Source organism: Streptomyces sp. HD (genome assembly GCF_028369295.1).
Classification (GTDB): domain Bacteria; phylum Actinomycetota; class Actinomycetes; order Streptomycetales; family Streptomycetaceae; genus Streptomyces.
In genome coordinates this window covers 13,082-25,637 of sequence record NZ_JAQMYP010000045.1, presented here as the reverse complement: position 1 = coordinate 25,637, position 12,556 = coordinate 13,082, and the positions used below count along the sequence as shown (strand labels likewise).

The 12,556-nt window shown below is 73.0% G+C and carries 12 protein-coding genes; 8 read left to right on the top strand and 4 right to left on the bottom strand.

Annotation, left to right across the window (positions count from 1 at the left end; translation table 11 throughout):
• Positions 1 to 52: 52 nt before the first annotated feature.
• Positions 53 to 826: an IclR family transcriptional regulator gene (locus tag POF73_RS34100; protein WP_004002235.1), complete on the bottom strand. Its 774-nt coding sequence runs from the start codon at positions 824 to 826 to the stop codon at positions 53 to 55.
• Positions 827 to 968: 142 nt separating this feature from the next.
• Here POF73_RS34100 and POF73_RS34095 point away from each other — a divergent pair, with 142 nt between their 5' ends.
• Complete coding sequence (locus POF73_RS34095) at positions 969 to 2,498, top strand: aldehyde dehydrogenase (NADP(+)) (RefSeq protein WP_272122942.1); 1,530 nt, start codon at positions 969 to 971, stop codon at positions 2,496 to 2,498.
• A 143-nt stretch (positions 2,499 to 2,641) separates the two neighbouring features.
• On the opposite strand, the gene POF73_RS34090 is transcribed toward POF73_RS34095, so the two are convergent.
• Positions 2,642 to 3,304, bottom strand: coding sequence for a response regulator transcription factor (locus POF73_RS34090; protein ID WP_272122941.1), 663 nt, complete (start codon positions 3,302 to 3,304; stop codon positions 2,642 to 2,644).
• Positions 3,305 to 3,397: 93 nt separating this feature from the next.
• Positions 3,398 to 5,122 (bottom strand): sensor histidine kinase, encoded by a 1,725-nt coding sequence (locus POF73_RS34085; protein WP_272122940.1) that lies wholly within the window; start codon positions 5,120 to 5,122, stop codon positions 3,398 to 3,400.
• A 182-nt stretch (positions 5,123 to 5,304) separates the two neighbouring features.
• Between POF73_RS34085 and POF73_RS34080 the strand changes: the two genes are divergently transcribed.
• The gene (locus POF73_RS34080; RefSeq protein WP_272122939.1) at positions 5,305 to 5,913 is read left to right on the top strand and encodes a DUF1349 domain-containing protein; all 609 of its coding nucleotides are present in this window, start codon (positions 5,305 to 5,307) and stop codon (positions 5,911 to 5,913) included.
• Here POF73_RS34080 and POF73_RS34075 read toward each other — a convergent pair.
• Entirely contained in the window at positions 5,873 to 7,261 is a 1,389-nt protein-coding gene (locus POF73_RS34075) for an MFS transporter (RefSeq protein WP_272122938.1), read from the bottom strand. The genes POF73_RS34080 and POF73_RS34075 overlap by 41 nt on opposite strands.
• A 71-nt stretch (positions 7,262 to 7,332) precedes the next feature.
• Between POF73_RS34075 and POF73_RS34070 the strand changes: the two genes are divergently transcribed.
• The 6 genes from POF73_RS34070 (at position 7,333) to POF73_RS34045 (ending at position 12,551) form a co-directional block, all read left to right on the top strand.
• Positions 7,333 to 8,328 carry a GlxA family transcriptional regulator gene (locus tag POF73_RS34070; protein ID WP_272122937.1) on the top strand — a complete coding sequence of 332 codons (996 nt, stop codon included), beginning with the start codon at positions 7,333 to 7,335 and terminating at the stop codon, positions 8,326 to 8,328.
• The gene (locus POF73_RS34065; protein WP_272122935.1) at positions 8,325 to 8,828 is read left to right on the top strand and encodes a GNAT family N-acetyltransferase; all 504 of its coding nucleotides are present in this window, start codon (positions 8,325 to 8,327) and stop codon (positions 8,826 to 8,828) included. Before POF73_RS34070 ends, POF73_RS34065 begins: the two co-directional genes overlap by 4 nt.
• A 75-nt stretch (positions 8,829 to 8,903) precedes the next feature.
• Positions 8,904 to 9,629, top strand: a complete 726-nt coding sequence (locus tag POF73_RS34060) for a DsbA family oxidoreductase (protein WP_272122934.1) — start codon at positions 8,904 to 8,906, stop codon at positions 9,627 to 9,629.
• Positions 9,630 to 9,728: 99 nt separating this feature from the next.
• Positions 9,729 to 10,781 carry an aminotransferase class V-fold PLP-dependent enzyme gene (locus POF73_RS34055; protein ID WP_272122933.1) on the top strand — a complete coding sequence of 351 codons (1,053 nt, stop codon included), beginning with the start codon at positions 9,729 to 9,731 and terminating at the stop codon, positions 10,779 to 10,781.
• A gap of 45 nt (positions 10,782 to 10,826) precedes the next feature.
• Entirely contained in the window at positions 10,827 to 11,444 is a 618-nt protein-coding gene (locus POF73_RS34050) for an RNA polymerase sigma factor (RefSeq protein ID WP_272122932.1), read from the top strand.
• Between the two features lie 105 nt (positions 11,445 to 11,549).
• Entirely contained in the window at positions 11,550 to 12,551 is a 1,002-nt protein-coding gene (locus POF73_RS34045; protein WP_272122931.1) for a maleylpyruvate isomerase family mycothiol-dependent enzyme, read from the top strand.
• The last annotated feature ends 5 nt before the right edge of the window (positions 12,552 to 12,556 follow it).

Genomic DNA, 12,556 nt, shown 5'->3' with positions numbered 1-12,556 from the left:
ACGTCCTGCACACCGACGATCCGTCTCCGCCGCACGGGGGAGACGGGATCCTTCAGAGGCGGCGCGTCGCCAGCGTCAGCCGGTCCCGGGCGTCGAACAGGGCGTCCTTCACCATCTGTTCGTGGGCGGGCGTCAGCCGGGCCACCGGCACCGAGCAGCTGATCGCGTCGCGGGCCGGGGTGCGGTACGGGATCGCGACGCCGAAGCAGCGCAGCCCGAGGGTGTTCTCCTCGCGGTCCACGGCGAAGCCCTGCTCGCGGACCTGGTGGAGCTCCTCGATGAGCTTCTCGCGGTCGGTGATCGTGTTCTCGGTCAGCGCGGGCAGCGTCTCCGGGAGCATCTTGCGGACCTGCTCGTCCGTGTAGGTGCTGAGCAGCGCCTTGCCGAGGGAGGTCGAGTGCGCGGGGAGGCGGCGGCCGACCCGGGTGAAGGGGCGCAGGTAGTGCTGGGACTGGCGGGTGGCGAGGTAGACCACGTTGGTGCCGTCCAGCCGCGCCAGGTGGATGGTCTCCGTCGTGTCGTCCGAGAGGCGGTCCAGGGTCGGGCGGGCCGCCGCGACCACCTCGTCGCCGTCGATGTACGACGTGCCGACCAGCAGCGCCCGGACGCCGATGCCGTACCGCGTGCCCGTCGCGTCCGTCTCCACCCAGCCCAGCTCGACCAGGGTGCGCAGCAGCATGTAGAGGCTGGACTTGGGGTATCCGACGGCCTCCTGGACCGACGCGAGGGAGTGCATGCCGGGGCGTCCGGCGAAGTATTCGAGCAGTTCAACCGTCCGTACCGCGGACTTGACCTGCGCCCCGCCGCCCGTCTCGCCAGCCGACATCGCCCTTGACCCCTTCGTTCGACGAGGACCTGAAGATATAGTCTCCGACAGCATATTCATCATCAGAGACAGCGTTCAGTATATCGAACGAGCCTGGTGGATGACCCCGTACTGCGGCAATACATGTGTGGAGGGACCCGCGGTGGCAGCAGCACCAGTCTGGAGTGTCGACCCCCGAACCGGGAAGCAGCGTGAACAGGTTGCGGTGGAGGCCACAGAACAGGAGGTGGACGCCGCCGTCCGCGCCGCGCACGACGCGCGCGGCTCCCTCGCCGACCGCACGGTCCGCGCGGCCTTCCTGCGCAGCGCCGCCGACCGGCTGCAGGCGGCCAAGGACCAGCTCGTCGAGGCCGCCGACGCCGAGACCGCGCTCGGCCCGGTCCGCCTCACCGGCGAACTCGCCCGCACCTGCTACCAGCTGAGGGCCTTCGCCGACATCGTCGACGAGGGCGCCTTCCTCGACGTCGTCATCAACCACCCCGACGACACCGCCACCCCGCCGATCCCGGACCTGCGCCGCTACAAGGTGCCCCTCGGCGTCGTCGCCGTCTACTCGGCGTCCAACTTCCCGTTCGCCTTCTCCGTCGCCGGCGGCGACACCGCCAGCGCGCTGGGCGCGGGCTGCCCCGTCGTCGTCAAGGCCCACCCCGACCATCCGGGCCTGTCGGAGCTGGTCGCCAAGGTGCTGCGTACGGCCGCCGCCGAGCACGGCATCCCCGAGGGCGTCATCGGCCTCGTCCACGGCTTCGAGGCCGGCATCGAGCTGATCAGGCACCCGCTGGTCACCGCGGCCGGCTTCACCGGTTCGATCCGGGGGGGCCGCGCCCTCTTCGACGCGGCGGCCGCGCGACCGGTGCCGATCCCGTTCCACGGCGAGCTGGGCTCCCTGAACCCCGTCGTGATCACCGAGGCCGCGGCGGCCGAGCGCGCCGAGGCCATCGGCACGGGGCTCGCGGGCTCGATGACGCTGGGCGTCGGCCAGTTCTGTGTGAAGCCGGGTCTGGTGCTGGTGCCGTCCGGCGCCGCGGGCGACGGCCTGGTCAAGTCGCTCACGGACGCCGTCAGCGACACCGAGGCCGGCGTCCTGCTCGACCACCGGATGCGGGACAACTTCATCGCCGGGGTCGCCGAGCGCACCGAGCTGCCGGAGGTCGAGTCGCCGGTGACGCCGGGCGCGGGCGGTGAGCACACGGTCAGCGCCGGGTTCCTGACGGTCGCGGCCGAGAAGCTGACGAGCGAGGGCGCGTACGACCTGCTCCTGGAGGAGTGCTTCGGCCCGGTGACGGTAGTCGTCCGCTACGACGACGACGCGCAGGCGCAGGCCGTCCTGTCCCGGCTCCCGGGCAACCTCACCGCGACCGTCCACCTGTCGGCCGAGGAGGCCGCCGGTGAGGGACGCGGCGCGGAGATCCTGGCGGAGCTGACGCCGCTGGCCGGGCGTGTGCTGGTCAACGGGTGGCCGACAGGTGTCGCCGTCGCGCCGGCCCAGCATCACGGAGGTCCGTACCCGGCGACGACCTCGACGTCCACCTCCGTGGGCGGCACGGCGATCGAGCGCTGGATGCGGCCGGTCGCCTACCAGGGTGCGCCCGCGGCGCTGCTTCCCGCGGAGCTCCGGGACGACAACCCGCTGGGGCTGCCCCGCAGGTTCAACGGCGCGCTGGAGCGTTAGCCGCTCCGCTGGGAGTGCCGAGTCATGTCGTCGCTCGTCCGCGGCGCCGTCGTGGCTGGTCGCGCAGTTCCCCGCGCCCCTTGAGGGCGTTGCCGAACCGTATGTCGAGGCAGCTCGGTACCCTCTGGGGCGCGACGGAACCGTCAGTCCGCGTTCGACTCCAGGCCCGCGTCCCGGGCCAGGAGGGCCGCCTGGACTCTGTTGTCGCAGTCCAGCTTGGTCAGGAGGCGGCTGACGTACGTCTTCACGGTGGCCTCGCTCATGTGCAGTCGGGCACCCGCGTCCGCGTTGGACAGGCCCTCGCCCAGCAGGGCCAGCACGTCGCGTTCCCGTTCGGTCAGGCCGGCCAGGCGGCGGCGGGCCTCCTCACCGCGCGCGGTCGTGGCCGGGGAGGCGAGGGTGTCCACGACATGCCGGGTGGCGGCCGGGGAGAGGTAGGCGTTGCCGGCCGCCGCCGCACGGACCGCGTGGATCAGCTCCTGCGGCGCGGAGTCCTTCAGCAGGAAGCCGGCGCCGCCGTGGCCGAGCGCCCGCAGGACGTTGTCGCGCTCGCCGAACGTGGTCAGGATCAGCACACGTACCCTCGGCGCGGCCCTGACCATCTCGGCCAGCGCGGTCAGCCCGTCCATCACCGGCATCTGGATGTCCAGCAGGGCCACGTCCACCGCGGTGCTCCGGGCGGTCTCCACCGCCTCCCGGCCGTCCGCCGCCTCGGCCACGACGTCGATGTCGTCGGCCGAGGTGAGGATCATCCTGATGCCGGCCCTGATGAGCGGCTCGTCGTCGGCGACGAGGACCCGGATCACGCGGCCTCCTGCGCGGGTTCGGTGTGACGGACGGATGGCAAAGCCCCGCCATCATGCCCGATCCGGTCACCCGTGCGACCTCGTCGTCGCCCTTCAGAGCTCGTCCTTGTAGGACTCCTTCGCGACCAGCTTCCCGTCGCGGAAGCAGAACCGGTAGACGATGTCGTCGTCGACGTCCAGGTAGTGACGGCACGTCGCACCCTCGGGCAGCGGCGGGCCCTGCTTCTCCTGGCCCTCGGTGAGCAGGGAACTGCCCTCCGGCAGCTTGGCCTTCACGTCCTTCTCGGCGTCGCCGACCTTCGCGGACTTGTACACGCTCGCCGGTATCGTGCCGCTCTCCACCTCGTCGAACAGTGCCGTCAGTCCCCAGGCCCCGAGGCCGAGAACGCCCAGGACCAGGACGGCGGAGGTGACGGCACAGCCGAGGGCGACCTTCTTCTTGCTGCTCATGATGGTGGCGAACTCCCCTTGCGGATCGAAACGGTCGATGACCGCTCCACCGTCGCCCGCCGCGCCCCCGCCGAGCTGCCCTCCAAAGTCGTCGTCGGGGGCGACGGAGGTCGCGCCGTGCGGCCGGGTCCGCGACGCGTCACCGCCGTAGGGCAGCACACCGGCGAGGCGCCACCCCCCGTCGGGGGTGGCGCCCGTGTGGACCATGCCGCCGACCAGCCGGGCCCTCTCCCGCAGTCCCGCCAGGCCCTGACCGCCGCTGATCGCGGGCGCGGTCGCCGGAGCCCCGGCCGGCACGGGCCCGTTGGCCACCTCGACCACCAGGCTGTCCGGTTCATAGCGCAGCGCCACGGTGATCGGGGCGCCCGGCGCGTGCTTGTGTGCGTTGGTCAGGCCCTCCTGGGCGATGCGGTACGCCGTGTGGTCGGCGGCGGGTGCGAGCGGCCGTACGGTGCCCGAGCGGTGCAGTTCCACGGCTGCGCCCGCGGCCAGCGATGCCTCGACGAGACCGTCGACGGCAGCCGCCGCGCGGGCCGTCGGGGGCCCGGCGTCGGCCTGGTCCGGCCGCTGCCCGGCGGGTTCGCCGACGTCGTCCCGCAGGATGCCCACCGCCTCGCGCAGCTCCTGCATCGCCGACCTGGAGGCCTCCCGGAGGATGCCCACCCCTTCCCGCTGGCGGTCGCCCAGCTCCGGGTCCACTTCCAGCGCCCCGGCGTGCACGGAGATCAGGGCGAGCTGGTGGCCCACGCTGTCGTGCATGTCCTGGGCGATGCGCTGCCGTTCCAGGAGCCGCGCCTGGCGCGCCACCATCGTCTGCTCGCGCACCAGTTGGGCGTTGTGCCGCCGCAGGGCGTCGAGCAACGCGTGGCGCTGGGCGCGGTACCGGGAGGCGAGGCCCGGCACGACCGCCACCGCCACGAACGCGCCCGCGGCCAGCACGGTGGTCGCGAGCAGCGACAGCTCGCTCTTCTCCTCGACCGCTTCGCGCATGGTGAGGGCGACGTTCAGCACGAACCCGGCGGTGTACGCGGCCAGCGCCCGCCCGGGTCGCGTGATGCGGCTGCCCGCCGACCAGCTCGCGTAGATGAGCAGCGGTGTCACGCCGGCCACCCCACCGGCCAGGGCCGACGAGATGATCAGCACTGTCGCCGGCAGCGAACGACGGGCCAGTGACAGCACGGCGACCGCCAGGGCCACGGCACCGGCCCACGCCCCGAACAAGGCCACCCCGCCGAACAGACCGGCGAGCCCGGCCAGCACGAGGGCGAGCGCCGCCTCCCCCGCGATCCGCTTGCGGCTCCACGGTGAGGCGGCGGCGAGCCGGGCCCGGAGCGGCAGGTCGGCAAGCGGTGCATGGGCTGCGTCCATGCGCAAACTGTTGGCTGCGTCCACGCGCAGACGATAGACACCGGCCGCCGGGCACCCGCATCCGCCCTTCGGTGCGGTCGCGAACGACGAAAGTCGACACCGATTCCGGACGCCTTCCGGTCCCGCCGACCGGGACCACCCCTCGGGCCCCGTCGCCGGGCATCGCCTGGAAGAATCCAGGCATGGACGTGGAACTTCCCGAACTGCCCTTCCCTCTCCGTACCTACGGTCCCGACGGGCACTGGCTCTACGAGGACGGCATCCTCTCCGGATGGGCCGGGCCCCGGCAGGACCGGTTCGTGCCGCCCACCGGGGAGGCTCTGGACCCCGCCTCCGACGCCCCGCGTCTGCTCGGTTCGCCCGAGGGGGACTTCCAGCTGATCGCCCGGGTCACCGTCGGGTTCGCCGCCGCCTTCGACGCCGGGGTGCTCTACGTCCATGTCGGGGAGCGGGCCTGGGCCAAGCTGTGTCTGGAGTACTCGCCGGATGTGCCGACCGTGTGCACGGTGGTCACCCGTGGGCACTCCGACGACGCCAACTCCTTCAGCGTCGAGGGCAGTTCGGTCTGGCTGCGGGTGAGTCGGACCGGGCGGGCCTTCGCCTTCCACGCCTCCCGGGACGGCGAGCACTGGACCTTCGTCCGCCTCTTCACACTGGGGGAGGAGAAGGAGGCGGACGCCGCCCTCGTCGGGTTCATGACGCAGTCGCCGATGGGGGAGGGCTGCGTCGTGACGTACGACCACCTGGAGTTCAGGCCGAACTGGCCGAAGGACCTGCGAGACGGAAGCTGAGCAGACCCGTCACCGCGAGCAGGGCCGCGCTGACGATCACGCTCACCCGCATCCCCGCCACGAAGCCGTCGGAGATCAGCGTCCCGAACACGGCGATGCCCAGCGCCCCCGCCGTCTGCCGCGCCGCGTTGAGCACGCCGGCCGCAAGGCCCGCTCGCTCGGCGGGCACGGCCTCCAGCATGGCCGCGGTCAGCGGCGGCACCGTCAGCGCGCAGCCCAGCGCCATCGGGACGAGGAGCAGGGCCACCAGGACCGCAGGCGTGCCGCTGTCGACGTACAGCGTCATGAGCAGTCCTACGACGGCCAGGCCCTGCCCCACCAGCATGGGCAGCCGGGGACCGTGGCGGCCGGCGAGCTTGCCCGCCACCACGTTCGTCACCGCGATCAGGCCCGTCATCGGCAGGAACATCAGGCCGGCCTGGAGCGCGGAACGGTGCTGGACCTGCTGGAAGAAGAGCGAGAAGACGAACACCAGGCCGTAGAAGGCCACGCTGACCGCCGCTCCCGCGGCCACCGCCACCGCGACGGTCCGGTTGCGGAACAGGCCGAGCGGGACGACCGGGTGAGACTGCCGTGCCTCGATCCGGACGAACACGACCGCGGCCACCACGGCCACCGCCAGCGCCGCCCAGCCCTCCGCCCCGCCTTCGATCACCGCGAACGTCAGTGCCGTGAGGGCCACCACCGCCGTCACCTGGCCGGGCAGGTCCAGCGGTGCCGGGCGGCGACGCGAGCGCGGGGCCCGGACCAGCAGCGCGAGGATCAGGGCACCGACCGGAAGGTTGACGAAGAAGATCCAGCGCCAGTCCCAGGCCGTCGTCAGCGCACCGCCCACCACCGGACCCAGCGCCACCGCCGCCGAACCGCCCGCCGCCCACCCGGCCACCGCCCGTGCCCGCCGCGCCGGGTCGGCGTACGCCTGCCGCACCAGCGCCAGCGAGGCGGGCAGCACGACCGCCGCCGCCATGCCCTGCACCACCCGCGCGCCGATCAGCGCGGGCAGATTCGGCGCCAGTCCGCAGGCCGCCGAGGCCAGCGTGAAGACGGCCGCACCGAGCCCGAACGCCCGGCTCGCACCCGCCCGGTCCGAGAACGCCCCGGTCGACAGCATCAGCGCGGCGAAGGCCAGCGTGTAGGCGTCCACCACCCACTGGAGGCCGGACATCCCGCCGCCGAGGGACGAACCGATCGCGGGCAGCGCCACGTTCACGATGGACGCGTCGAGGCAGACCAGCGCGAAGCCGAGGAGACCGGCGGTGAGGGTGAGGGCGGCGGAGGACCTCCTGGGTCCCGACTCCCCCTGTGTGGTGGCGAGTTCGTCGCCCTTGAGGGTCTGGTTCGTTGACATGCCCTCCATGCTGATGATCCGCGCCGTCGTACAGTAGTGGCCGGAATGCCATGCACCCGGAGGTTCTGGCCATGCCCCAGCCGCACGCCCCGCACCGCATCGCCGTCGTCGCGCCGTCGCCCGTGTCGATGTTCAACCTCGCCATCCCGGAGATGCTGTTCGGCAAGGTCGAGGTCGACGGTCGGCCCGGCTACGAGGTGGTCATCTGCGCGGCCGAGCCGGGCCCGGTGCCCACCAGCGGCGGGCTCGACCTGTATGTACGGCACGGACTCGACGCGGTACGGGAGGCCGACACCGTGCTCGTCGCCGGCACCGGTCAGCCCTTCGAGCCGGAGGCGCGGATCGTGACCGCGGTGCGCGAGGCGGCCGCCGACGGCAAGCGGATCGCCTCCCTGTGCACGGGCGCCTTCCAACTCGCCGAGGCGGGCCTGCTGCACGGACGCCGGGCCACCACGTACTGGGCCCACGCCGAGGAGCTGCGCCGCCGCTACCCGCACGTCGACCTGCGCGGAGACGTGCTCTACGTCCAGGACGGCCCCTACGTCACCTCCTCCGGCTACGCCGCCGGCATCGACCTGTGCCTGCACGTCATCCGCACCGACTACGGCGCCGCCGTCGCCAACGAGGTCGCCCGCCGCGCCCTCGTCGCACCCGTACGGCCCGGCGGCCAGACCCAGTTCACCCAGACCCCGCTGCCGCCCGAGCGCGGCAACGCCTGTGCCGACACCCGCGGCTGGGCCATGCGCAACCTCGACAAGCCGCTCACTCTCACCGACCTGGCCCGGCACGCAGGCGTCAGCGTCCGCACCCTCACCCGCCGCTTCCACGCCGAGAGCGGGGTGAGCCCGCTGCAGTGGCTGCTGCACCAGCGCATCGAGCGCGCCAAGGAACTCCTGGAGACCACCGCCCTGCCCATGGACCAGGTGGCCCGCGCCTGCGGTCTGGGCACCGCCGACTCGCTGCGGGGGCATCTGGTGCGCCGTACGGGACTGACGCCGAGCGGTTATCGGGCGCAGTTCAGCCGGCTCGGAACCGCCGCGTCCGGGGTCACGTCCAACGTTGCATGATCAGTGACAGAGAGACCGCGATCCGGGTGATCCGTACCGTGCTGCCCGTCGAGGCGGAGACGGTCGCCGCCCTGCACGCACGCGCCCGGGCGACGTACTACCCGGACGGGATCCCGGACGACGGCACCGACTGGCTCGCCGTCTGGCAGGGCGCCATCGCGCGGCCGGACGGGCATGTGCGGTGCGTGGTGGAGAAGGGCCGGATCATCGGCCTCGCGTCCTTCCGCACCCCCGAGGGTGCCCCCGCCGACCTGGTCAAGCTGTTCCAGTTCCATGTCGATCCCGACCACTGGGGCCGAGGCGTCGGTGCGGCCCTGCACGCCGCCTGCGTGGAGGAGTGGCGGGCCGACGGCAAGCGGACGGCCGTGCTCGACGTGCACGTGGACAACCGGCGTGCGCAGACCTTCTACGCCGGCCGGGGCTGGCGTCCGGACCCGGAGAACCCGCCCGCCGAGGGCGACCACCATCTCTTCCTGCGCTTCTCCGTGACCGGGGAATGAACCGGGCTGCTTGAACGTTCACCCACTAACCGGAGGGAGTCTCCGTACCCGTACGACTGGGAGAGAGCCGAAGACATGCGCGTCGAGATCTGGAGCGACATCGCCTGCCCCTGGTGCTATGTGGGCAAGGCCCGCTTCGAGAAGGCGCTGCAGGCCTTCCCGCACCGCGACCAGGTCGAGGTGGTGCACCGCTCGTTCGAGCTGGACCCCGGACGCGACAAGGCCGACACCGGCCCGGTCATCCCCATGATCGCCAAGAAGTACGGCATCAGCGAGGCGCAGGCCGAGGCCGCCGAGGACAACCTGGGTGTGCAGGCCGCCGCCGAGGGCCTGGAGTACCGCACCCGGGACCGCGACCACGGCAACACCTTCGACATGCACCGCCTGCTGCACCTCGCCAAGGAGCACGGCCGGCAGGACGAGCTGATCCAGATCCTCTACCGGGCGAACTTCGCCGAGGAGCGGTCCGTGTTCGCCGAGGGCGACGAGCGGCTCGTGGAGCTGGCCGTCGAGGCCGGGCTCGACGCCGACGACGTCCGGGGGGTCCTCGCCGACCCGACCGCCTACGCCGACGACGTCCGTGCCGACGAGCGCGAGGCCGCCCGGCTCGGGGCCAACGGCGTGCCCTTCTTCGTCCTGGACCGCACGTACGGCGTCTCCGGCGCCCAGCCCGCCGAGGTCTTCGAACAGGCGCTGACGCAGGCGTGGGGCGAGCGCTCGCCGCTCCGGCTCATCGACCAGGGAGGCCATAGTGACGCCGACGCGTGCGGTCCCGACGGGTGCGCGGTGCCGCAGCGCTGAGTGAACCCGCAGGTCGGCGCCGATCTATAAGCATCACTTAGCGATCGCACGCAAAAAATCGCAATGGACTGATAGGTGTTCAGGGCCCAGAGTGGAGCCATGGAGACCTTCGAGAGCCTCGTCCGCGCCGAGTTCGCCCCGAAGAACGTCTATCTCAACACCGCGAGCAGCGGACTGCTGCCGGCCCGCACCGTCGCCGCCCTCGAACGGGCCGTGCGGATGCGGGCCGAGGGCACCCCGCTCGGCCCGCTCTACGAGAACGTGGAGACCGTCCGCGCCTCCTTCGCCCGGCTGGTGGGCGTGCCCGTCGAGCGGGTCGCGTCCGGAGCCTCGGTCGCCGAGTACGGCGGGCTGATCGCCGCGTCGCTGCCCGCCGGCGCCGAAGTCCTCACCGCCGAGGCCGACTTCGCCTCCCTGGTGAACCCCTTCCACATGCGCGGCGACCTCAAGGTCCGCGCCGTCCCGCTGGAACGCCTCGCCGAGTCCGTCCGCCCGGACACCGCGCTCGTCGCCGTCAGCGCCGCCCAGTCCGCCGACGGACGGATCGCCGATCTGCCCGCCGTGCGCGCCGCCGCCCTGGAGCACGGGGCCCGCACCTACCTCGACGCCTCCCAGGCGGCCGGCTGGCTGCCGCTGGACGCGGGCGCGTACGACTACGTCGCCGCCGTCGGCTTCAAGTGGCTCATGGGCCCGCACGGGGCCGCCTTCTGCGTCGTCCCCGAGGACTTCGGCGGACTGACACCGCTGCTCGCCGGCTGGGTCTCCGGCGAGCTCCCCTGGGACAGCTGCTACGGCCCCGTCGAGAACCTCGCCCACTCCGCCCGGCGCTTCGACATCAGCCCCGCCCTGTTCACCCACGCCGGACTGCGCACCTCCCTGGAACTGATCGAGGAACTCGGCGCGAGCGCCATCCACGCCCACGACCTCGCCCTCGCCGACCGCTTCCGCGCGGGCCTCGCCACCCTCGGCCACGAACCCGTGCCCTCACCCGGTTCGGCCATCGTCTCCGTGCCAGGCCTCGGCGACCGCCAGCCCGAGCTGAGCGCTGCCGGAATCGAGGTCTCCGACCGGGCGGGCAACCTGCGCGCGGCCTTCCACCTCTACAACACCCCCGAGGATGTCGATCGGCTCCTGGACGCCCTGTCTCCGTGAACCACTGGCGCCCACCCGCCGGGGGCGCTAGGAAGGGCGTCAGGGGTGGTGGTGCCGGTGGAGTCCACGGGCGATGTGTCCGTCGAGCCGACTGCCGACGCGGAGGTGCACCGGCGGCTGGTGTACGGCGACGAGAGCGCGCTGGCCGAGGTGTACGGGGCGTACGGCGGGCTGGTACGGCGGGTCGCCGTGCGGGTCACCCGGTCCCCGGCCGCCGCCGAGGACGTCGCGCAGGAGGTCTTCGCCCAGCTCTGGAGCAGGCCGTACGCCTTCGATCCGCGCCGAGGCTCGCTGCGCACCTGGCTGTCCGTGCTCGCCCACCGGCGGGCCGTGGACTGGGTCCGCAGCGAGGCCCGGCACCGCAAGCACGCCGGCGCCGACGACTCCACGCTCCAGGCCATCCCCGACGCCGGACCCGGCCCCGACGAGACGGTCGTCGACCGGGAACGCTCCCTCCTGCTGCACTCCGCCCTCGCCGAACTCCCGCAACCCCAACGGGAGGTCGTCCACCTCGCCTACTTCGCGGGCCGCACCTACCGGCAGGCCGCCGTCGAGCTGGGGATCCCCGAGGGCACCGCCAAGACCCGGCTGCGCACCGCCCTGCGCTCCTTGGCGGAAACTTTGGCCGACCCACCGGATCCCGCGCTCGAAAGGGGCGCATGATGGCGGGAAGGGGTACTCGCAGGGAAGACGAGAGGAGTACCCGGAGCGAACGCGCGAACGCGCGACGGGTCCTCGCGGGGAACCGGCACGGGGAGGAGGCGGGCGATGACCGACGAGCACGAGGCCGTACGTGACCTGCTGGCCGCCTGGGCCTTCGGCGCCCTCGACCCGGCCGAGGAGGTGACGGTCCGGCCGCACCTGGCCGCGTGCGGAAGCTGCGCGGCGGAGGCGGCACGACTGCGGGAGACCGTACGGCTGCTGGACGGGCCGCCGCCGGGGGCTCCCGCGGGGCGGAACAACGGCGTGCTGTCCCTCGCCCTGCGCACCCGCCCCGCCGTCCCCCGCGTCGCCGCGCACGCCGCCCCCTACGCCGTCGCCGTCGCCGGGCTGAAGGCGCTGGTGCCCGAGCTGGAGGGCCGCTGGGCCACGCCGGTCGTGCACGACTGGGACGTGCACGCCACCGTCGCGCACCTCCTCGCCGCCGACGAGCACCTGGCCGCCCGGCTCGGCGTGGCGGCCCGTGTACCGCCCTCGCGGATCGCGGAGGGCACGGGCTGGGAGGACGCCTGGGACCGCCGCAGTGCCGATGTCATCGCGCACGAGCAGGGCCGTACGCCCGAGGAGACCGTGGCCGACTGGTCCGCGCAGGCGGACGAGCTGCTCGCCACCCCCGAGGCCGGGGACACCGAACTCGCCGCGCGCGCCGTGACGTTGATGGGGCTGCGGCTGCCCGTCGCCGACCACTTCCTGGTACGCGGCTTCGAAGCGTGGATCCACACCGACGACATCGGCCGCGCCCTCGGCCTCGCCGTCCCGCCGCCGCCCCGGGAACACCTGGACCAGCTGGTCCGCCTCGCCGTCCGCATTCTCGGCCTGGCCCTGGGACCCAGCGCGCCCCCGGTGCTGTTCTCGGTCACCGGGGGCACGGAGTGGGTCCTGGGCTCCGGGGACGAGCCGGTCCGGGCCGAACTCGCCCTCGATCCCGTCGACTTCTGCCTGCTGGTCGGCGGGCGGCACGCCCCGGAAACCGTCCCGCGGGGCGAAACCGGCGACGCGGCCGCCGTACGGAACGTACTGGAGCGGGCCGCGTCGCTGGCGTGGCTGTGAGAGTC

Excerpts from the sequence above, each read along its gene's own strand:
- POF73_RS34100 (WP_004002235.1), bottom strand. The coding sequence starts at position 826 with ATGTCGGCTGGCGAGACGGGCGGCGGGGCGCAGGTCAAGTCCGCGGTA.
- POF73_RS34085 (WP_272122940.1), bottom strand. The coding sequence starts at position 5,122 with ATGGACGCAGCCCATGCACCGCTTGCCGACCTGCCGCTCCGGGCCCGG.
- POF73_RS34065 (WP_272122935.1), top strand. The coding sequence starts at position 8,325 with ATGATCAGTGACAGAGAGACCGCGATCCGGGTGATCCGTACCGTGCTG.
- POF73_RS34045 (WP_272122931.1), top strand. The coding sequence starts at position 11,550 with ATGACCGACGAGCACGAGGCCGTACGTGACCTGCTGGCCGCCTGGGCC.
- POF73_RS34075 (WP_272122938.1), bottom strand. The coding sequence starts at position 7,261 with ATGTCAACGAACCAGACCCTCAAGGGCGACGAACTCGCCACCACACAG.
- POF73_RS34055 (WP_272122933.1), top strand. The coding sequence starts at position 9,729 with ATGGAGACCTTCGAGAGCCTCGTCCGCGCCGAGTTCGCCCCGAAGAAC.
- POF73_RS34080 (WP_272122939.1), top strand. The coding sequence starts at position 5,305 with ATGGACGTGGAACTTCCCGAACTGCCCTTCCCTCTCCGTACCTACGGT.
- POF73_RS34060 (WP_272122934.1), top strand. The coding sequence starts at position 8,904 with ATGCGCGTCGAGATCTGGAGCGACATCGCCTGCCCCTGGTGCTATGTG.
- POF73_RS34070 (WP_272122937.1), top strand. The coding sequence starts at position 7,333 with ATGCCCCAGCCGCACGCCCCGCACCGCATCGCCGTCGTCGCGCCGTCG.